Raw genomic sequence first — 18968 nt, forward strand, 5'->3', positions numbered from 1 at the left:
TCTCGGTGGCCGCGCAGGATGCCGCTGTCGATTCGTTGCGGGACCGGGAAATCGGTGTCGAGCAGGAACATCTCGACCGTGTGTACCACCGCCTTGAGGAGAAGATCCACGAGGCGGAATTTCTCATGAGTGATGCCGTCAAACGCGGCCAGGTCGGGACACCGGGAGCACTCGCGGAACGCGACGCCCAGGTGTTCCGGGCCGGAATCCACCTCAACCGGCTGAACAGCGAGTTCGAGGACTTCCTCTTCGGGAGGATCGACCTGCTGCTCGGCAAGGACGGCGAGCGCGGCCCCGACGGCGCCTTCACCTCCGTGGAGCCGGCCGACGACGCAGTACGGGAGGACAGCACCGCCGATATCGCGGAGACGCTGCACATCGGCCGGATCGGGGTCCTCGACTCCGACTACGCGCCCCTGGTCATCGACTGGCGGGCGCCGGCCGCCGCCCCCTTCTACCGGTCCACGCCGAAGGAACCGGGCCGGGTGGTACGCCGCCGCGTGATCCGCTCCAAGGGCCGCCGGGTCCTCGGCGTCGAGGACGACCTGATGCGCCCCGAGCTGACCGGCTACCTGGAGGGCGAGAAGCTCCCCGTCGTCGGGGACGGGGCGCTGATGGCGGCGCTCGGGCAGGCCCGCAGCCACACCATGCGGGACATCGTCTCCTCCATCCAGGCCGAGCAGGACCAGGTGATCCGGGCCCCCGCCGCCTCGGTCACCGAGGTCTCGGGCGGCCCCGGCACCGGCAAGACCGCGGTCGCCCTGCACCGGGCCGCCTACCTGCTCTACCAGGACCGGCGGCGGTACGCGGGCGGCATCCTCGTCGTCTCTCCGACGCCGCTGCTGGTCGCGTACACCGAGGGGGTGCTGCCCTCGCTCGGTGAGGAGGGCCAGGTCGCGATCCGCGCGGTCGGCTCGCTGTCGGACGAGGCGGCGGGCATCGAGGGCGCCACCACCTACGACGAACCGGCCGTCGCCTGGATCAAGGGTTCCTCCCGGATCCTGCACGTGCTGCGCAAGGCGGCCCGCGGGGCGCTGGAGCAGCCGGTGGTCAGGCCGGCCGCCGGGGACGACGGCCAGCTGGCGTTCGGTGAGGAGGCACCGGAGGAGACCCCTCAGGAGGCCGCCACGCCCACCCGCCTCCGGGTGGTCGCCTTCGGCGCCCGGGTCGAGCTGAACGAGGACGAGCTCCGGCGCATCCGGAACAACGTCCTCAGCGGAACCGCACCGGTCAACCTGCTGCGCCCGCGCGCCCGCAAACTGCTGCTGGACGCGCTGTGGAGCAGGTCGTCCGGCCGGGGCCGCTACACCGATCCGGAGCTGGCCGTCGAACTGCGCTCGTCGTTCGACGAGGACGTCTCCACCGAGGCGCCGTTCATCGCGTTCCTGAACGCCTGGTGGCCCGAGCTGACCCCGCGCGGGGTGCTCGCCGCGATGTCCGACGAGAAGCGGCTCGCCCGCTGGGCACGGCGGACCCTCAACCAGGGCGAGGTGCGCCGGCTCGCGCGCTCCCTGAAACGCCTCGACAGCGCGGGCCAGGGGCCGTTGTCCGTCCACGACGTGGCGATGCTGGACGAGTTGCAGCACCTGATCGGCACCCCGAACCGGCCCAAGCGCAAGCGGGAGTTCGATCCGCTGGACCACCTCACCGGTCTGGAGGAGCTGATGCCGCAGCGGGAGGAGACCCAGTGGGAGCGGGCCGAGCGGCTCGCGGCGGAGCGCACGGAGTACGCGCACGTCATCGTCGACGAGGCGCAGGACCTCACGCCCATGCAGTGGCGGATGGTCGGCCGCCGGGGCCGGCACGCCACCTGGACGATCGTCGGGGACCCGGCGCAGTCCTCCTGGTCCGACCCGGACGAGGCGGCCGCGGCGCGCGACGAGGCGCTCGGCAACCGCCCGCGCCGGAATTTCACCCTGACCGTCAACTACCGCAACCCGGCGGAGATCGCCGAGCTGGCCGCCAAGGTCCTCGCGCTCGCGATGCCCGGCATGGAGTCACCGGCCGCCGTCCGGTCCACCGGCGTGCGGCCGCGCTTCGAGACCGTACGGGACGGCGATCTGGCCGGGACCGTGCGCGAGGAGGCGCGGCGGCTGCTCGGCGAGGTGGACGGCACCGTCGGCGTCGTCGTCGCGATGAACCGGCGGGCGCAGGCGCGCAAGTGGCTCGCGGAGCTGGGCGAGCGGGTGGTCGCGCTCGGCAGCCTGGAGGCGAAGGGCCTTGAGTACGACGCCACGGTGGTCGTCTCGCCCGCGGAGATCGCGGACGAGTCCCCGGCGGGGCTGCGGGTGCTGTACGTCGCGTTGACGCGGGCGACGCAGCAGCTCACGGTGGTCTCGGGGGAGCGGGACCTGCCCGACGAGGACGGGGTGCCGGACCTGCTGAGGGACTGACGCCCGGCGGCCCTCTTCGGAGTCAACCCGCGCGGAGGGAATCACTTCTCCGGGGTGTTTGTTAGCCTGGAGTCGGCATCGGCTCGATCCAAGCCCCCGGGCCCAACCTTAGTCGCTTCGAGCGACCACTTGCCGCGAGGCGAGCATGGCGGGCCGGTGCCGCTTAACCGAAGAAGACAGACCCGCGTCACCCCCCGGTGACGTGGGTCTGTTTCTGTTTACGGGCCCACCGGCATCCCGGAGGTGCGCCTTCAGGGGTTCCGCTGGACCCCTCATATCTCGTATGGTGGAAACAACTTTCCGAAGTGCGGCAGTCATTACCGGCTACCCACCGGTAGGTGCGAATATCTGAAGGCGTGTGCGGGTCTGTTCCTGATTTCGGACCCGGCCGCGTAGCAATGAAGCTAAGGAAAGCGAAGGACTCGGCCATGGCAACGGCGCCCAGCGTCTCGTACTCGATGACGGTCAGGCTGGAGGTGCCCGCGAGCGGCACAGCGGTCTCCCAGCTCACCACGGCCGTGGAGTCCTCCGGTGGTTCGGTCACCGGCCTCGACGTGACCGCTTCCGGTCACGACAAGCTCCGGATCGACGTCACGATCGCCGCCTCCTCCACCTCGCACGCCGACGAGATCGTCGAAGGCCTGCGCGGCATCGACGGCGTCATCCTCGGCAAGGTGTCCGACCGTACGTTCCTGATGCACCTCGGCGGCAAGATCGAGATGCAGTCGAAGCACCCCATCCGCAACCGTGACGACCTCTCGATGATCTACACCCCCGGTGTGGCCCGGGTCTGCATGGCGATCGCGGAGAACCCCGAGGACGCCCGCCGGCTCACCATCAAGCGCAACTCCGTCGCAGTCGTGACGGACGGCTCCGCGGTGCTCGGCCTCGGCAACATCGGCCCGATGGCCGCGCTCCCGGTGATGGAGGGCAAGGCGGCCCTCTTCAAGCGGTTCGCCGGCATCGACGCCTGGCCGATCTGCCTGGACACCCAGGACACCGACGCGATCGTCGAGATCGTCAAGGCGATCGCCCCCGGCTTCGCGGGCATCAACCTGGAGGACATCTCCGCGCCGCGCTGCTTCGAGATCGAGGCCCGGCTGCGCGAGGCCCTGGACATCCCCGTCTTCCACGACGACCAGCACGGCACCGCCATCGTCGTACTGGCCTCGCTGACCAACGCGCTGCGCGTGGTGGGCAAGGCCATCGGGGACGTACGGGTCGTCATGTCCGGTGCCGGGGCGGCCGGCACGGCCATCCTGAAGCTCCTCCTCGCCGCGGGCGTCAAGCACGCGGTCGTCGCCGACATCCACGGCGTGGTGCACGCCGGCCGCGAGGACCTCGTCTCCGCCGACGCCGACTCGCCGCTGCGCTGGATCGCGGACAACACCAACCCGGAGTCCGTCACCGGCACCCTCAAGGAGGCCGTCGTGGGCGCCGACGTCTTCATCGGCGTCTCGGCCCCGAACGTGCTGGACGGTACCGACGTCGCGGCCATGGCGGACGGCGCGATCGTGTTCGCGCTCGCGAACCCGGACCCCGAGGTCGACCCGGCGGTCGCCCGCGAGACGGCCGCGGTCGTGGCCACCGGCCGCTCCGACTTCCCCAACCAGATCAACAACGTCCTGGTCTTCCCCGGCGTCTTCCGCGGACTGCTGGACGCCCAGTCCAGGACCGTCAACACCGAGATGATGCTCGCCGCCGCACGCGCCCTCGCCGGTGTCGTCGCGGAGGACGAGGTGAACGCGAACTACATCATCCCCTCGGTCTTCAACGACAAGGTCGCCGGCGCGGTCGCGGGAGCCGTCCGGGACGCCGCCAAGGCGGCCGGCGCGACTGTGACGGGCCCCACGTCCGTCTGATGTCCGGCGCGTCGCGGGTCGCGGCGCCCCAAACGCCCCTTTAGGGTGGGCGGGCGACGCGTCCCGTAGAGCCCCGCAACCGCTGCGGACCGCTTTCGGGGAGTCGACGGAACGTCACCACGACGAGGCAGTGGCGCTTTTCGTGTGACTCCGGAGGGTGCCGGATTGGCTTTCCCGCCGCAGGTGGGGGCAGGATACTTTCCCAAGGACTTCGTCCGGGGGGAGACCCCCACGGGGCGCGAGGGTTCTCACACGGACCCGAGTCCGGGGACTGTCCGAGGGCCCTGGCAGCATCGGCTTCGATCTCACGCCTCACAGGCAAGAAGAACACGGGAGTAACAACATGAACCGCAGTGAGCTGGTGGCCGCCCTGGCCGACCGCGCCGAGGTGACTCGCAAGGACGCCGACGCCGTGCTGGCCGCCCTTGCCGAGACCGTCGGCGAGATCGTCGCCAAGGGCGACGAGAAGGTCACCATCCCCGGCTTCCTGACCTTCGAGCGCACCCACCGTGCCGCTCGCACCGCTCGTAACCCGCAGACCGGCGACCCGATCAACATCCCGGCCGGCTACAGCGTGAAGGTCTCCGCGGGCTCGAAGCTCAAGGAAGCCGCCAAGGGCAAGTAACAACCCCCTGGTACGACGAAGGGCGGTCACCCCGACCAGGGTGGCCGCCCTTCGGCGTACGGGCCGCAGAAGGGCCGTTCTGTGCCTTCCACGGCACACCGGCCGATTCCGGGCTACCGGAGCGGCGGCGGCGCCCCTACATTGAGCCCCCGGCCCCGGACGGGGGCTCAATGTAGGGGCGACCGTGTCCAGACACACCACGCTGCACATCCGCCGCCGGACCGCACTGCGCTACCTGGCGATAGGGGCCGCCGCGTCACTCGTCTCCGCCTGCGGGGGCAACGGGGCCGACGGCGGGCCCAGGCGGCAGGCGGTCAAGGCGTTCGTCGTGGGGAGGTGGCACTACCGGGCGCAGGGCACCAGCGCCGACGCCACGCTCACCGTCCACAAGGACGGAACCTGGGAGAGCGACCAGTGGGACGGCATCACGGGAACGTGGGACTCCGACGGCGACGGCGTGTCGGTGGACGCGCCGAACGGCTTCGCGGAGTCCCGTGAGGAGATGTCCGCACTGTCGGTCAGCGGCTTCCCGGGAGCGATCCCGTCTGACTTCGACGGCGACTGCGCGTACGCGCCCGGCTGGGACGGGCTGTCGGCGGACACCCTCCACATACGCGTGACGGGACGCGACGTCCGGCTGACGCTGTCCAGGGGCGGCGGCAAAGGCTCCGTGATCAACTGCAAGCGCCTCTGAGCGGGGGGCGCCCCGACGCGCCGGGGCCGGTGACCGAGGACGTCGCCTCCGGTCACCGGCCCCGGTGTCTGCCAGGTACGCCGCTCAGACGAGTGAACCGCCCGGCAGCTCCACCTTCGCGCCGAGCTTCTCCAGCTTGTCCATGAAGTTCTCGTAGCCCCGGTTGATCAGGTCGATCCCGTGCACCCGGGACGTCCCCTGCGCCGCCAGAGCGGCGATCAGGTACGAGAAACCGCCGCGCAGATCGGGGATGACCAGATCCGCGCCCTGCAGCTTCGTCGGCCCGGAGACGACCGCGGAGTGCAGGAAGTTGCGCTGGCCGAAGCGGCAGTCGGAGCCGCCCAGGCACTCGCGGTAGAGCTGGATGTGCGCGCCCATCTGGTTCAGCGCGGAGGTGAAGCCGAGCCGCGACTCGTACACCGTCTCGTGCACGATCGACAGGCCCGCGGCCTGCGTCAGCGCCACGACCAGCGGCTGCTGCCAGTCGGTCTGGAAACCGGGGTGCACGTCCGTCTCCAGCGCGATGGCGTTCAGCGCGCCGCCCGGATGCCAGAACCGGATGCCCTCGTCGTCGATCTCGAAGGCCCCGCCGACCCGGCGGAAGGTGTTCAGGAACGTCATCATCGAGCGCTGCTGCGCCCCGTGGACGTAGATGTTGCCCTCGGTCGCCAGCGCCGCGGACGCCCAGGAGGCGGCCTCCAGGCGGTCCGGGATGGCCCGGTGGGTGTAGCCGTCCAGCCGGTCGACGCCGGTGATCCGGATGGTCCGGTCGGTGTCCAGGGAGATGATCGCGCCCATCTTCTGCAGTACGCAGATGAGGTCCTCGATCTCCGGCTCCACGGCCGCGTTGGACAGCTCGGTGACGCCTTCGGCCAGTACGGCGGTCAGCAGCACCTGCTCGGTGGAGCCCACCGACGGGTACGGCAGCCGGATCTTGGTGCCGCGCAGCCGCTGCGGGGCCTCCAGGTACTGGCCGTCCGCCCGCTTCTCGATCGTCGCGCCGAACTGGCGCAGCACGTCGAAGTGGAAGTCGATCGGCCGGCCGCCGATGTCGCAGCCGCCGAGCCCCGGGATGAACGCGTGGCCCAGCCGGTGCAGCAGCGGGCCGCAGAAGAGGATCGGGATGCGCGAAGAGCCCGCGTGGGCGTCGATGTCGGCGACGTTCGCGCTCTCGACGTGGGTGGGGTCCAGGATCAGCTCGCCCGGTTCGTCACCCGGACGGACGGTCACGCCGTGCAGCTGCAGGAGCCCGCGCACCACCCGCACATCGCGGATGTCGGGCACGTTGCGCAGCCGGCTGGGCCCGCTGCCGAGCAGCGCGGCGACCATTGCCTTCGGCACCAGGTTCTTGGCGCCTCGGACGCGGATCTCGCCCTCCAGCGGGGTTCCGCCGTGGACAAGCAGGACATCGTCTGTGCCGGTCATGAATCTCGCGTTCCGGAGTGGTCGGGCAGGGGGCCAATCGAAAGGGTAATGGCCGCGCACCCCCCTTCCGTAAGAAAGCGGGGGGTACGCGAACGTCATGAATCCGCCACAACACGCTCCGCGTCCTGGATCTTGCGGAGGGTTACCGTCCGGATGGGTGCCCGGACGTGCGCTCCCCGTGCACCCGTGCGCCCTGAGCTGCGCTCGGGCGGCCAGGGCGACGGCCGGGCCACTTCGCCCCCACGAACGCCGAAGATGCGGGATCATTTCTGGCATGACCGAGGTGTCCTCGCTCACAGGGCGGCTGCTCGTGGCCGCACCCGCCCTGGCGGACCCGAATTTCGACCGCGCGGTGGTGCTGCTCCTCGACCACGACGAGGAGGGCTCGCTCGGCGTTGTCCTGAACCGCCCGACCCCGGTCGGCGTCGCCGACATCCTCATCTCCTGGGCCGGGCTGGCCGGCGAACCCGGTGTCGTCTTCCAGGGCGGCCCGGTCTCCCTCGACTCGGCGCTGGGGGTGGCGGTGATCCCCGGTGACGAGGGCCCTTCCCCGAGCTCCCGGCCGCGTTCGAACAGGGGGGACCCCATCGGCTTCCGCCGGGTGTACGGGGCGATCGGCCTGGTGGACCTGGAGGCGCCGCCCGAGCTGCTGGCCCCGGCCCTCGGCTCGCTGCGGATCTTCGCCGGGTACGCCGGCTGGGGGCCGGGGCAGCTGGAGGCGGAACTCTCCGAGGGCGCCTGGTACGTCGTCGAGTCGGAGCCGGGGGATGTCTCGTCCCCGCGCCCGGAGGGCCTCTGGAGGGCCGTCCTGCGCCGTCAGCGCAGCGAACTGGCCATGGTCGCCACGTACCCGGACGACCCTTCGCTGAACTGATCCGCCGGGCTTTCAGTACGCTTGGCGGTTATGAGCACTCTTGAGCCCGATCGCGGGGCAGGTACGGGAACCCTCGTGGAGCCGACGCCACAGGTGTCGAACGGCGACGGCGACCACGAGCGCTACGCCCATTACGTCCAGAAGGACAAGATCATGGCGAGTGCCCTGGAGGGCACCCCCGTGGTGGCGCTGTGCGGCAAGGTCTGGGTACCGGGGCGCGACCCCAAGAAGTACCCGGTGTGTCCCATGTGCAAGGAGATCTACGAGTCCATGGGCGCCGGCGGCGACAAGGACAAGGGCAAGGGCGGCAAGGACAAGAAGTAGTCCGCAGCAGCAGAACCGACCTCCCGGGAGAACCCCCGGGGCACGCAGCCGCGCGCCCCGGGGGTTCTTCGTCGTCCGGAGCGGGCCGCGTTGCACGGGCTGCTTCCCCGGGTCACAGAGTGGTTGAGACCACTTGTCGGAGACTTCGTCTAGACCTACCCTCCTGCCAGTTGTGCAGAACGAAACGCTCGTTGCGTATGTTGCAACGCTTACCGGTAGGGGTCCCGGATGAAGCTTTCTGCCCGAATTGCCGCCCCGGCTGCGGCGCTTGTACTGGCGGGTCTCACCGCCACCGCCTGCGCACCGCAGACCTCCGACACCGGGGCCAAGGGGGACGAGAAGACCGGCACACTGCGCGTCTGGCTGTTCCAGGAGGTGGGCAACAAGCCCAAGGAGAAGGTCGTCGACGCCGCGGTCGCGGACTTCCGGAAGGCCCACAAGGACGCGAAGGTCGAGATCGAGTACATACCCGTCGACACCCGCGCCCAGCGCGTCAAGGCCGCGTTCAACGACCCCAAGAGCGCCCCGGACCTGATCGAGTACGGCAACACCGACACCGCCGGCTACGTGAAGGACGGCGGACTGGCCGACGTCAGCGCCGAGTTCGGCGCGTGGGCGGACGCCAAGGACACCGACCCGACGGCCAAGCAGTCCGTGACGGTCGACGGCAGGATCTACGGGGCCCCGCTCTTCGTCGGCGTCCGGGCGCTGTACTACCGCACCGACGTCTTCAAGGACCTGGGGATCGCGGCGCCCAAGTCCCAGGCGGAGCTGATCTCCACCGCCAAGAAGATCCACCAGAAGAAGCCCGACCTCTACGGGCTCGCGGTGGGCGGCGCGTACACCTACGGCGCGATGCCGTTCATCTGGGCCCACGGCGGCGAACTGGCCACGGGCGGCGGGACTTCGTACAAGGCGGCCATCAACAGCGAGAAGGCCCGCAAGGGCATCGCCGCCTACACCTCGCTCTTCGGCGCTGCCAACTGCCCGGCCGCCAAGTGCGCGGCCATGGGCGGCAACGCGACCGTCACCGCCTTCGCCTCCGGCAAGGCCGCCATGGCCATCGGCGGCGACTTCAGCCACGCGGCCGTCGAGGCGGGCACGGTGAAGGGCGCGTACGCGGTCGTGCCGCTCCCCGGCGTGGCCGAGGGCTCCGTCGCCCCGGCGTTCGCGGGCGGCAACAACATCGGCGTGCTGAAGAGCAGCAAGCACCGCACCCTCGCCGTCGACCTGATGAAGTCGCTGACCGGCAAGGAGACCCAGGCGAGGATGTTCGACGCGATGGGCTTCCTGCCGACGTACACGGACGTGCTCGCCGCGGCCGCGAAGAAGGAGCCGTTCGTCGAACCGTTCGTCAGGACCCTGGGCGCGGGCGCCAAGTTCGTCCCCGCCTCGGCCGCCTGGGGCCAGATCGACTCCTCGCTGATCCTGCCGACGATGTTCCAGGAGATCGTCAGCGGCCGCAAGGACGTGGCCGGCGCCTCGGACGACGCGGCGAAGAAGATGGACGCGGCGTTCGCCGACGCGGGCTGACGATGACGGCGAACAGCACGGCGTACAAGGCGCCGGGCGCACCCGGCACGGGCGGAGCCGTCCCCCGCCCGCGCCGGCGCCGCCCCCCGGCCTCCCCGGCCCGGCGGTCCGGCTGGACCCCCTGGCTCTACCTCCTGCCCGCGCTCGTCCTGCTGGGCGGGCTGCTGGTCTACCCGATCTACCAGCTCGGCCTGATCTCCTTCCTGGAGTACACCCAGGCCCAGGTGAGCGGCGGCGAACCGGCCACCTTCCAGGGGTTCGGCAACTACGCGACGCTCTTCCAGGACAGCCAGTTCTGGCAGGTGCTGGCGGCCACCGTGGTCTTCGCGGCCCTCTGCGTGCTCGCCACCCTGCTGGTCGGCTGCGCCCTGGCCGTCCTGCTGACCCGGATACGGGCGCTGCCCCGGCTCGCGCTGATGATGGCCGCGCTCGGCGCCTGGGCGACCCCGGCGATCACCGGCTCGACCGTCTGGGTCTTCCTCTTCGACCCCGACTTCGGACCGGTCAACCGGGTACTGGGGCTCGGTGACTTCTCCTGGACGTACGGGCGCTACAGCGCCTTCGCGCTGGTGCTCCTCGAAGTGCTGTGGTGCTCGTTCCCGTTCGTGATGGTCACCGTGTACGCGGGCATCCGGGCGATCCCCACCGAGGTGCTGGAGGCGGCGGCGCTGGACGGCGCCTCGCAGTGGCGGATCTGGCGGTCCGTCATGGCGCCGATGCTGCGCCCGATCCTCATCGTCGTCACCATCCAGTCGATCATCTGGGACTTCAAGGTCTTCACACAGATCTACGTCATGACCAACGGCGGCGGCATCGCCGGACAGAACCTGGTGCTCAACGTGTACGCCTACCAGAAGGCGTTCGCGTCCTCGCAGTACAGCCTCGGCTCGGCCATCGGTGTCGTGATGCTGGTCATCCTGCTGGCGGTCACGCTGGTCTATCTGCGCCTGGTGAGGCGCCAGGGGGAGGAACTGTGAGCCTGCCGTCCCTGTCGCGCGTCCGCCGGCCCGGCCGGCTCGCCGCCGAGGCGGCGGCGCTGCTGATCGCCGCCGCCGTGGCCTTCCCGCTCTACTGGATGGTGCTCTCGGCCTTCAAGCCGGCCGGTGAGGTCCAGTCCGCGCACCCGAGGCCGTGGACGCTGTCGCCGTCCCTGGACTCCTTCCGCCGGGTCTTCCAGCAGCAGGACTTCGGGCGCTACTTCCTCAACAGCCTGATCGTCGCGGGCACGGTCGTCATCGTCTCCGCGCTGATCGCCTTCCTGGCGGCGACGGCGGTCACCCGGTTCCGGTTCCGCTTCCGCACCACCCTGCTGATCATGTTCCTGGTCGCGCAGATGGTGCCGGTCGAGGCGCTGACGATCCCGCTGTTCTTCCTGATGCGCGACTTCGGCCAGCTGAACACGCTCGGCTCGCTGATCCTGCCGCACCTGGCGTTCTCGCTGCCGTTCGCGATCTGGATGCTGCGCGGCTTCGTCAAGGCGGTCCCGGACGCGCTGGAGGAGGCGGCGTACATCGACGGCGCGAGCCGGGCCCGCTTCCTGTGGCAGATCCTCTTCCCGCTGGTCTTCCCGGGACTGGTGGCGACGAGCGTCTTCTCGTTCATCTCGACCTGGAACGACTTCCTCTTCGCGAAGTCGTTCATCATCAGCGACACCTCCCAGTCGACGCTGCCGATGGCGCTGCTGGTCTTCTTCAAACCCGATGAGAACGACTGGGGAGGGATCATGGCAGCCTCGACGGTGATGACCATCCCCGTGCTGGTCTTCTTCGTACTCGTACAGCGACGCCTGGTCTCGGGACTGGGCGGAGCGGTTAAGGACTGACCTCATGGACATGGATCTGATCCCGGCCCCCGTGCGCGCCGGTGGCCCCGGTGAGCAGGGGAGGTGCGGATTCGTCCTGGACGCGTCCACCACCATCAGCGCGGCACCCGGCACCGAGACCACCGAACGATGGCTGCGCGCCACGCTCGGCGCCGCCTTCGGCCTGTCGCTCGCCCCGGCCGGCGAGGGCGCGGAGCAGTCCGTCCGGCTGCTGACCGATCCCGCCCTGGAACCCGAGGCGTACCGGCTGACCACGCTGCCCGGCAACAGCGTCGCGATCACCGGCGGCAGCCCCGCCGGGGTCTTCTGGGGCGCCCAGACGCTGCGTCAGCTGCTGGGCCCCGAGGCGTTCCGCCGGGCGCCCGTGGACGGCGCCGCCCGGCCCGGCTTCGGGTTCACCGACATCGAGGACGCCCCGCGCTTCGGCTGGCGCGGCATGATGCTCGACGTGGCACGGCACTTCATGCCCAAGACCGACGTCCTGCGCTACCTCGACCTCCTCGCCGCCCACAAGCTGAACGTCTTCCACTTCCACCTCACCGACGACCAGGGCTGGCGCGTCGAGATCAAGCGCTACCCGCGCCTCACCGAGACCGGCTCCTGGCGCTCGCGCACCAAGCACGGCCACCGGGCCTCCGAACTCTGGGACGAGACCCCGCACGGCGGCTTCTACACCCAGGACGACATCCGCGAGATCGTCGCGTACGCCGCCGCCCGGCACATCCGGGTCGTCCCCGAGATCGACATCCCGGGCCACTCGCAGGCGACCATCACCGCCTACCCGGAGCTGGGCAACACCGACGTCGTGGACACCACCGCCATGACCGTCTGGGACGACTGGGGCGTCTCCCCGAACGTACTCGCCCCCACCGAGCAGGCCCTGCGCTTCTTCGAGGGCGTCTTCGAGGAGCTCCTCGAACTCTTCCCCGCCACCACCTCGCCGTTCATCCACGTCGGCGGCGACGAGTGCCCCAAGGACCAGTGGAAGCGCTCGCCCGCGGCCCAGGCCCGCATCAAGGAACTCGGCCTGGCCGACGAGGACGAGCTGCAGTCCTGGTTCATCCGGCACTTCGACAGCTGGCTCACCGCACGGGGGCGCCGCCTGATCGGCTGGGACGAGATCCTGGAGGGCGGACTCGCCGAGGGCGCCGCCGTCTCCTCGTGGCGCGGCTACGGAGGCGGCATCGCCGCCGCAGAGGCCGGGCACGACGTGGTGATGTGCCCGGAGCAGCAGGTCTACCTGGACCACCGTCAGGACGGCGGTCCCGACGAGCCGATGCCGATCGGATACGTCCGCACCCTGGAGGACGTCTACCGCTTCGAACCCGTTCCGCCGGGCCTCTCCGCGGAGGCGGCCCGGCACGTCCTGGGTACCCAGGCCAACGTCTGGACCGAGGTCATGCAGAACCGGGCCCGGGTCGACTACCAGGTCTTCCCGCGCCTGGCCGCCTTCGCCGAGGTCGCCTGGTCGACCCTGCCCGACTCCGAGGACCGGGACTTCGCCGGCTTCGAGCGGCGGATGGCCGCGCACTACGCGCGACTCGACGCGCTGGGTGTCGACTACCGCCCGTCGAGCGGCCCGTTGCCGTGGCAGCGGCGGCCCGGCATCCTCGGCCGCCCGCTTGAGGGAACGCCCCCGCGCGTGTGAGACCTCACCCTTCCCGGTGCTCCAGGACTCTCCCGCTGAACACTTCCGTTGAACTCTTCCGTGGAACGGAATAAGTCGTACAAGCTCGCTGAATAGTGGCAATTCGTACTCTGCTCAGAAGAGGTGCGAATCGGGATCATCCCCCTGGCCAGGGACGGATACTCCCTTCGCGGACCCTCGCGTCGGGCCGGTCCGAAGATGTGCCAGAGTTGCCACGTCCAGGCTTTGAGCACGTACCGTACGGCGAAACAGACGGGACAGCCGGGACACCGGGAAGGGGCAGCTGGGTTGACCACGCAAGCACCGCAGGCGACGCAGTCCGTCACGCTGCCTGCCTCGCTGGACGAGGCAGTGGCGGCACTGGGCGCCATGCCTGCCGCCGTCCCCGTGGCGGGCGGCACGGACCTGATGTCGGCCGTCAACAAGGGCCTCCTGCGCCCCTCCGGACTGGTCGGCCTCGGCCGGATCAGCGAACTGAGGGGCTGGCACTACCAGGACGGCCACGCCCTCCTCGGCGCCGGACTCACCCACGCCCGGATGGGCCGCCCCGACTTCGCCGCCCTCATCCCCGCCCTGGCCGCCTCGGCCCGCGCCGCCGGCCCGCCGCAGATCCGCAACGCCGGGACCCTCGGCGGCAACATCGCCACCGCCGCGCCGACCGGTGACGCCCTGCCCGTCCTGGCCGCGCTGGAGGCCGAGCTGGTCATCGCGGGCCCCGGCGGCGCCCGCCGCGAGATCCCGGTCTCGCACCTGCTGGCCGGCCGCGAGATGCTGGAGCCCGCGGAGCTGATCGGCTTCGTCCGGGTGCCCCTGCTGCACGCCCCGCAGGTCTTCCTCAAGGCCACCGGACGCACCGGCCCCGGCCGTGCCACCGCCTCCGTCGCGATCGTCCTCGACCCGGCCCGGCGCGGAGTGCGCTGCGCGGTCGGCGCCATCGCGCCGATGCCGCTGAGGCCGCTGGAGGCCGAACGCTGGATCGCCTCGCTGATCGACTGGGACGGCGAACGGGGCCTGGCGCCCGACGCGCTGGCCGCCTTCGGCGAGTACGTCGCCGCGGCGTGCATCCCGGACGAACCACCGCCCGCCGACGGGGGAGAGGCGCCACCGCTGACCCCCGCCGTACTGCACCTGCGGCGCACCGTCGCCGCGCTGGCCCGACGCGCGCTGGGGAGGGCACTGTCGTGAGCAACGAGGACCACACCGAACAGCACGGGGGATGGGAGCCGATCCCCCAGAACGGCGACTACGACGGCGAGTCGACCGCCTTCGTCCACCTGCCGCCGGAGGACCTGGCGAACATCCCGCTGGCCGCGCCCGGCCAGGGCTACGTCCCGCCGATGATCCTCCCGCTGACCCCGGCCGCCGGGATCGACCCCGCGGCCACCGGCAGCTGGGCCGTCCGGACGCCGGACGGGCAGGACGGGCAGAACCACGCCCCGGACGCGGAGCGGCCCGCCCCCGAGGCGGTGCACTGGCCCGACCCGAACCAGCAGCAGGCGCCGTACGGATACCCGCAGACCCCGTACCAGCCGCACCCGCCGGGTGAGCAGTACCCGGACCGGTACCGCGAGGACCGGGCCGCCACCGGCCAGTGGAACTTCGCCGAGTCCGCCGAGTCCGCGGAACCGGCCGGGCACACCGGCCAGTGGCAGATCCCGGTCGCCGACGGCGATCTCCCCGAGGAGTCCGGCGAGTTCTCCCCCTCCGCGGCCGCCGCCTGGTACGCGGACCGGACCCCGCCGGCCACCCTGCCCGGCGGTGCGCCCGCCCCCTGGGCGACCCGCGAGCCGGAGCCCCCGGCCGGGGACAGCGCCCCGCCGCAGGGGCCGGACCACGACGGGACACCGGACGCGCCGGACGCCGGGGCGGACGCGCACGACGTCCCGCCGGAGGCAGCCCTCCAGGACGCGTCGCACCCCGCCATGGAGCACCCCGGACCGGCCGGACCGGTCGCGGAGCCGGACCCGGAGCCGGTGGCAGAACCTGCTGCGGACCCTGCTGCGGACCGGGTCGCGGAGCCGGTTGCCGAGGACGCGCCGGACACCGGGACCACGGATGCCGAAGCGGCACCGGACACCGATGTCCCGGCGCCGGACGCGACGGACACGTCCGCGGAAGCCGACGCCACGCCCCCCGGAGTCACCGGCCCCGACGTCACCGCCCCCGGAGTCACCGACCCCGGCCCCGACCTCGCCCCCGACGTGACCGACTCCGACGTCACCGACTCCGGCGCCGATCCAGACTCCGCCGGCCCCGAGGCCGCCCCGGCCCCCCGGCTCGACCTGCCCAGCGAGCACCCCTCCGTCTCGTACGCGCTGCACGTGAACGGCGTCGACCGGCCCGTCACCGACGCCTGGATCGGTGAGTCGCTGCTCTACGTGCTGCGCGAGCGCCTCGGCCTCGCCGGGGCCAAGGACGGCTGCTCGCAGGGCGAGTGCGGTGCCTGCAACGTCCAGGTGGACGGCCGGCTCGTCGCTTCCTGCCTGGTCCCCGCCGCCACCGCGGCGGGCAGCGAGGTGCGGACCGTGGAGGGCCTGGCCGTCGACGGCGAACCGTCCGACGTCCAGCGGGCGCTGGCCGACTGCGGCGCCGTCCAGTGCGGCTTCTGCATCCCCGGAATGGCCATGACCGTCCACGACCTGCTGGAGGGCAACCACGCCCCCAGCGAGCTGGAGACCCGGCAGGCACTCTGCGGCAACCTGTGCCGCTGCTCCGGGTACCGGGGCGTGCTCGACGCCGTGAACGAGGTGATCGCGGGCCGTGAGGCGGCCTCGGCGTCCGCACCGGAATCCGCGGAACAGTCCGCGAAACAGGACGAGGCACGCATCCCGCACCAGGCGCCCCCCGGCGCGGGTAGTGTGCAGGCCCATCTGCAGGACGGAGGCATGGCGTGAGCAACGACGCAGCCACCGCGGGCGGCGCGACCCACACGGCGATCAGCATCCCCTCACTGGACGGGTCCGACGGCCCCGGGAGCGAGCAGCCGGTGTTCGGCCTCGGCGCCTCGCTGCCGCCGGCCGACGCCCGCGCCAAGACCGAGGGCACCTTCCCGTACGCCGCCGACCTGTGGGCAGAGGGACTGCTCTGGGCGGCCGTGCTCCGCTCGCCGCACCCGCACGCGCGCATCCTGTCGATCGACACCTCCGCCGCCGTCGAGATGCCGGGCGTCCGCGCGGTCGTCACCCACGAGGACGTCCCCGGCGAGAGCGCCTACGGACGCCGCGTCGTGGACCGCCCCGTCTTCGCCGCCGAGCTGGTCCGCCACCACGGCGAGCCGATCGCCGCCGTCGCCGCCGACCACCCCGACACGGCCAGGCTGGCCGCCGCCGCCATCGCCGTCGAGTACGAGGTGCTGGAACCGGTCACCGACCCGGAGAAGGCCTTCGCCGCGGAACCGCTGCACCCCGACGGCAATCTGATCCGCCACATCCCGCTGCGCTACGGCGACCCGGAGGTCGTGGGCGAGGTCATCGTCGAGGGGCTGTACCGCATCGGCCGTCAGGACCCGGCGCCGATCGGTGCGGAGGCCGGGCTCGCCGTACCCCGCCCGGACGGCGGCGTCGAGATCTACACCGCCTCCACCGACCCGCACACCGACCGCGACCTCGCCGCCGCCTGCTTCGGCCTCGAACCGGACCGGGTGAAGGTCGTCGTGACCGGCGTCCCCGGCGCCACCGGCGACCGCGAGGACCCTGGATTCCAGCTCCCGCTGGGGCTGCTCGCCCTGCGCACCGGCTGCCCGGTCAAGCTGGCCGCCACCCGCGAGGAGTCCTTCCTCGGCCACGCGCACCGCCACCCGACCCTGCTCCGCTACCGCCACCACGCGGACGCCGAGGGCCGGCTGGTGAAGGTCGAGGCGCAGATCCTCCTCGACGCGGGCGCGTACGCCGACGACTCGTCCGAATCGCTGGCCGCCGCCGTCGCGTTCGCCTGCGGCCCCTACGTCGTCCCGCACGCCTTCATCGAGGGCTGGGCCGTCCGTACGAACAACCCGCCGTCCGGCCATGTCCGGGGCGAGGGCGCGATGCAGGTCTGCGCCGCGTACGAGGGCCAGATGGACAAGCTGGCCGCCAGGCTCTCCATCGACCCGGCCGAACTGCGGCTGCGCAACGCCCTGTCCACCGGCGACATCCTGCCCACGGGGCAGACCGTGACCTGCCCGGCCCCCGTGGCGGAACTCCTGGGCGCGGTGAGGGACTTCAGGCTCCCCTCGCTCCCCAAGGACTCCCCGGAGGACGACTGGCTGCTGCCCGGCGGCCCGGAAGGCGCGGGCGAACCCGGCGCGGTGCGGCGCGGGGTCGGCTACGCGCTGGGCATGGTCCACATGCTCGGCGCCGAGGGTGCGGACGAGGTCTCCACGGCCACGGTCCGGGTCCACGACGGGGTCGCCACCGTCATCTGCGCCGCCGTCGAGACGGGCCAGGGCTTCTCGACCCTGGCCCGCCAGGTCGTCCAGGAGACCCTGGGCATCGAGGAGGTGCACGTGGCCTCCGTCGACACCGACCAGCCCCCGGCGGGACCGGCCACGCACGGCCGTCACACCTGGGTCTCGGCAGGAGCCGTCGAACGCGCCGCGAAGATGGTCCGCACCCAGCTGCTCCAGCCGCTGGCCCACCAGTTCGGCATGTCCACCGAACTGCTCCAGATCGCCGACGGCAAGATCACCAGTTACGACGGGGTGCTCTCGACGACCGTCATGGAGGCGATGGACGGCAAGGAGCTCTGGGCCACCGCCCAGTGCCGCCCCCACCCCACGGAACCGCTGGACGAGTCCGGCCAGGGCGACGCCTTCGTCGGCCTGGCCTTCTGCGCGATCCGTGCGGTGGTGGACGTCGACATCGAGCTCGGCTCGGTCCGCGTCGTGGAGATGGCCGTCGCCCAGGACGTCGGCCGGGTCCTCAACCCGTCCCAGCTGGCGACCCGGATCGAGGCGGGCATCACCCAGGGCATCGGCACCGCCCTCACGGAGAACCTCCGCACCGCCCGCGGCCTCATCCGCCACCCCGACCTCACGGGTTACGCCCTGCCGACCTCCCTCGACGCGCCGGACATCCGCATCGTCCGACTCGTCGAGGAGCGCGACGTGGTGGCCCCGTTCGGCGCCAAACCCGCCTCCGCGGTCCCCGTGGTGACCTCCCCGGCCGCCGTGGCCGCCGCGGTCCGCTCGGCGACCGGCCGCCCGGTCAACCGCCTCCCGATCCGGCCGCAGGCAGCGGTGGCGGCGACCAGGTCCTGAGCCCTGCGGGGCACGGAGCCCGCGCCCTCACGGGGGCACGGCACTTCGCGACCGTTCGTCCCCGGTCCTGAGTACGTGTACTCAGGACCGGGGACGAACGTGTCTCTAGCCTGTGGATCGCCAGCGACCAAGCGACCAAGCGACCACGGGGGGAACTCATGTCCACACCGATCGGCGGTGCGACGCGAGGGTTATGGATCGAACCGAGCGAGGTGCACAAGGCGGCCGAGGCCGCTCGCAAGGTTTCCCACGACCTACCGGAAGACGTCAAAGCCCTGTTCACACCGACGGATACGGCCGTCGCCGGGCTGATGGGTTTCCAGTCCGCCCAGGCGATTGACGACTGCCTGGAGGCGTGGACGAAGGCGCTGCGGTCACTGGCGGGCATGGTGGGAAGCGCGGCGGACGCGGTCAGCGGCTCCGGTAAGAGCTTCACGGACGAGGACCAGGAGCGTCGCAAGGCGTTCCGGGGCCCCTACGCTCCGGGCGCCACTCCGCCGAGCCGCTACTCCGCGAACGGGGGCTACTGAGC

15 protein-coding genes are annotated in these 18968 nt (G+C 71.6%); 14 read left to right on the top strand and 1 reads right to left on the bottom strand.

Annotation, left to right across the window (positions count from 1 at the left end; translation table 11 throughout):
* The first annotated feature begins 5 nt into the window (after nucleotides 1-5).
* From ACIP89_RS00260 to ACIP89_RS00275, 4 genes are all read left to right on the top strand, one after another.
* Nucleotides 6-2393: a HelD family protein gene (locus ACIP89_RS00260; protein WP_402112107.1), complete on the top strand. Its 2388-nt coding sequence runs from the start codon at nucleotides 6-8 to the stop codon at nucleotides 2391-2393.
* Between the two features lie 428 nt (nucleotides 2394-2821).
* Nucleotides 2822-4255 carry an NAD-dependent malic enzyme gene (locus ACIP89_RS00265; RefSeq protein ID WP_401921733.1) on the top strand — a complete coding sequence of 478 codons (1434 nt, stop codon included), beginning with the start codon at nucleotides 2822-2824 and terminating at the stop codon, nucleotides 4253-4255.
* A gap of 343 nt (nucleotides 4256-4598) precedes the next feature.
* Nucleotides 4599-4880: an HU family DNA-binding protein gene (locus tag ACIP89_RS00270; RefSeq protein WP_003968811.1), complete on the top strand. Its 282-nt coding sequence runs from the start codon at nucleotides 4599-4601 to the stop codon at nucleotides 4878-4880.
* A gap of 184 nt (nucleotides 4881-5064) precedes the next feature.
* Complete coding sequence (locus ACIP89_RS00275) at nucleotides 5065-5574, top strand: hypothetical protein (protein ID WP_401933089.1); 510 nt, start codon at nucleotides 5065-5067, stop codon at nucleotides 5572-5574.
* Between the two features lie 84 nt (nucleotides 5575-5658).
* Here ACIP89_RS00275 and murA read toward each other — a convergent pair whose 3' ends face one another.
* Complete coding sequence (gene murA / locus ACIP89_RS00280; RefSeq protein WP_327337128.1) at nucleotides 5659-6999, bottom strand: UDP-N-acetylglucosamine 1-carboxyvinyltransferase; 1341 nt, start codon at nucleotides 6997-6999, stop codon at nucleotides 5659-5661.
* A 274-nt stretch (nucleotides 7000-7273) separates the two neighbouring features.
* On the opposite strand from murA, the gene ACIP89_RS00285 reads away from it, so the two are divergent.
* The 10 genes from ACIP89_RS00285 to ACIP89_RS00330 all read left to right on the top strand — a co-directional run bounded on the left by ACIP89_RS00285 (nucleotide 7274) and on the right by ACIP89_RS00330 (nucleotide 18966).
* The gene (locus ACIP89_RS00285; RefSeq protein WP_402112109.1) at nucleotides 7274-7873 is read left to right on the top strand and encodes a YqgE/AlgH family protein; all 600 of its coding nucleotides are present in this window, start codon (nucleotides 7274-7276) and stop codon (nucleotides 7871-7873) included.
* A 30-nt stretch (nucleotides 7874-7903) separates the two neighbouring features.
* Nucleotides 7904-8197: a DUF3039 domain-containing protein gene (locus tag ACIP89_RS00290; protein ID WP_073723799.1), complete on the top strand. Its 294-nt coding sequence runs from the start codon at nucleotides 7904-7906 to the stop codon at nucleotides 8195-8197.
* A 228-nt stretch (nucleotides 8198-8425) separates the two neighbouring features.
* Nucleotides 8426-9730 carry an extracellular solute-binding protein gene (locus ACIP89_RS00295; protein WP_402112111.1) on the top strand — a complete coding sequence of 435 codons (1305 nt, stop codon included), beginning with the start codon at nucleotides 8426-8428 and terminating at the stop codon, nucleotides 9728-9730.
* 2 nt (nucleotides 9731-9732) lie between these two features.
* Nucleotides 9733-10707 (top strand): carbohydrate ABC transporter permease, encoded by a 975-nt coding sequence (locus ACIP89_RS00300; RefSeq protein WP_401921742.1) that lies wholly within the window; start codon nucleotides 9733-9735, stop codon nucleotides 10705-10707.
* Entirely contained in the window at nucleotides 10704-11552 is an 849-nt protein-coding gene (locus tag ACIP89_RS00305; RefSeq protein WP_311305420.1) for a carbohydrate ABC transporter permease, read from the top strand. The genes ACIP89_RS00300 and ACIP89_RS00305 overlap by 4 nt, the downstream gene beginning before the upstream one ends.
* A gap of 4 nt (nucleotides 11553-11556) precedes the next feature.
* Complete coding sequence (locus ACIP89_RS00310) at nucleotides 11557-13200, top strand: beta-N-acetylhexosaminidase (RefSeq protein WP_401922303.1); 1644 nt, start codon at nucleotides 11557-11559, stop codon at nucleotides 13198-13200.
* Between the two features lie 288 nt (nucleotides 13201-13488).
* Nucleotides 13489-14385, top strand: a complete 897-nt coding sequence (locus ACIP89_RS00315) for an FAD binding domain-containing protein (RefSeq protein WP_401921747.1) — start codon at nucleotides 13489-13491, stop codon at nucleotides 14383-14385.
* On the top strand, nucleotides 14382-16094 hold the full coding sequence (locus tag ACIP89_RS00320) for a 2Fe-2S iron-sulfur cluster-binding protein (RefSeq protein ID WP_402112113.1): 1713 nt from the start codon (nucleotides 14382-14384) through the stop codon (nucleotides 16092-16094). Before ACIP89_RS00315 ends, ACIP89_RS00320 begins: the two co-directional genes overlap by 4 nt.
* A complete protein-coding gene (locus tag ACIP89_RS00325) occupies nucleotides 16091-18436 on the top strand; it encodes a xanthine dehydrogenase family protein molybdopterin-binding subunit (RefSeq protein WP_401921752.1) in 2346 nt (781 codons plus the stop codon). Before ACIP89_RS00320 ends, ACIP89_RS00325 begins: the two co-directional genes overlap by 4 nt.
* A 158-nt stretch (nucleotides 18437-18594) precedes the next feature.
* On the top strand, nucleotides 18595-18966 hold the full coding sequence (locus tag ACIP89_RS00330; RefSeq protein WP_402112115.1) for a hypothetical protein: 372 nt from the start codon (nucleotides 18595-18597) through the stop codon (nucleotides 18964-18966).
* The last annotated feature ends 2 nt before the right edge of the window (nucleotides 18967-18968 follow it).

This window comes from Streptomyces sp. NPDC088730 (assembly GCF_044751215.1).
In the GTDB taxonomy this organism is placed as follows: Bacteria; Actinomycetota; Actinomycetes; order Streptomycetales; family Streptomycetaceae; genus Streptomyces.

What these genes read in the sequence shown, in the direction of transcription:
- murA (WP_327337128.1), bottom strand. Translation starts at nt 6,999, where the DNA reads ATGACCGGCACAGACGATGTCCTGCTTGTCCACGGCGGAACCCCGCTG.
- ACIP89_RS00265 (WP_401921733.1), top strand. Translation starts at nt 2,822, where the DNA reads ATGGCAACGGCGCCCAGCGTCTCGTACTCGATGACGGTCAGGCTGGAG.
- ACIP89_RS00295 (WP_402112111.1), top strand. Translation starts at nt 8,426, where the DNA reads ATGAAGCTTTCTGCCCGAATTGCCGCCCCGGCTGCGGCGCTTGTACTG.
- ACIP89_RS00285 (WP_402112109.1), top strand. Translation starts at nt 7,274, where the DNA reads ATGACCGAGGTGTCCTCGCTCACAGGGCGGCTGCTCGTGGCCGCACCC.
- ACIP89_RS00330 (WP_402112115.1), top strand. Translation starts at nt 18,595, where the DNA reads ATGTCCACACCGATCGGCGGTGCGACGCGAGGGTTATGGATCGAACCG.
- ACIP89_RS00290 (WP_073723799.1), top strand. Translation starts at nt 7,904, where the DNA reads ATGAGCACTCTTGAGCCCGATCGCGGGGCAGGTACGGGAACCCTCGTG.
- ACIP89_RS00310 (WP_401922303.1), top strand. Translation starts at nt 11,557, where the DNA reads ATGGACATGGATCTGATCCCGGCCCCCGTGCGCGCCGGTGGCCCCGGT.
- ACIP89_RS00300 (WP_401921742.1), top strand. Translation starts at nt 9,733, where the DNA reads ATGACGGCGAACAGCACGGCGTACAAGGCGCCGGGCGCACCCGGCACG.
- ACIP89_RS00270 (WP_003968811.1), top strand. Translation starts at nt 4,599, where the DNA reads ATGAACCGCAGTGAGCTGGTGGCCGCCCTGGCCGACCGCGCCGAGGTG.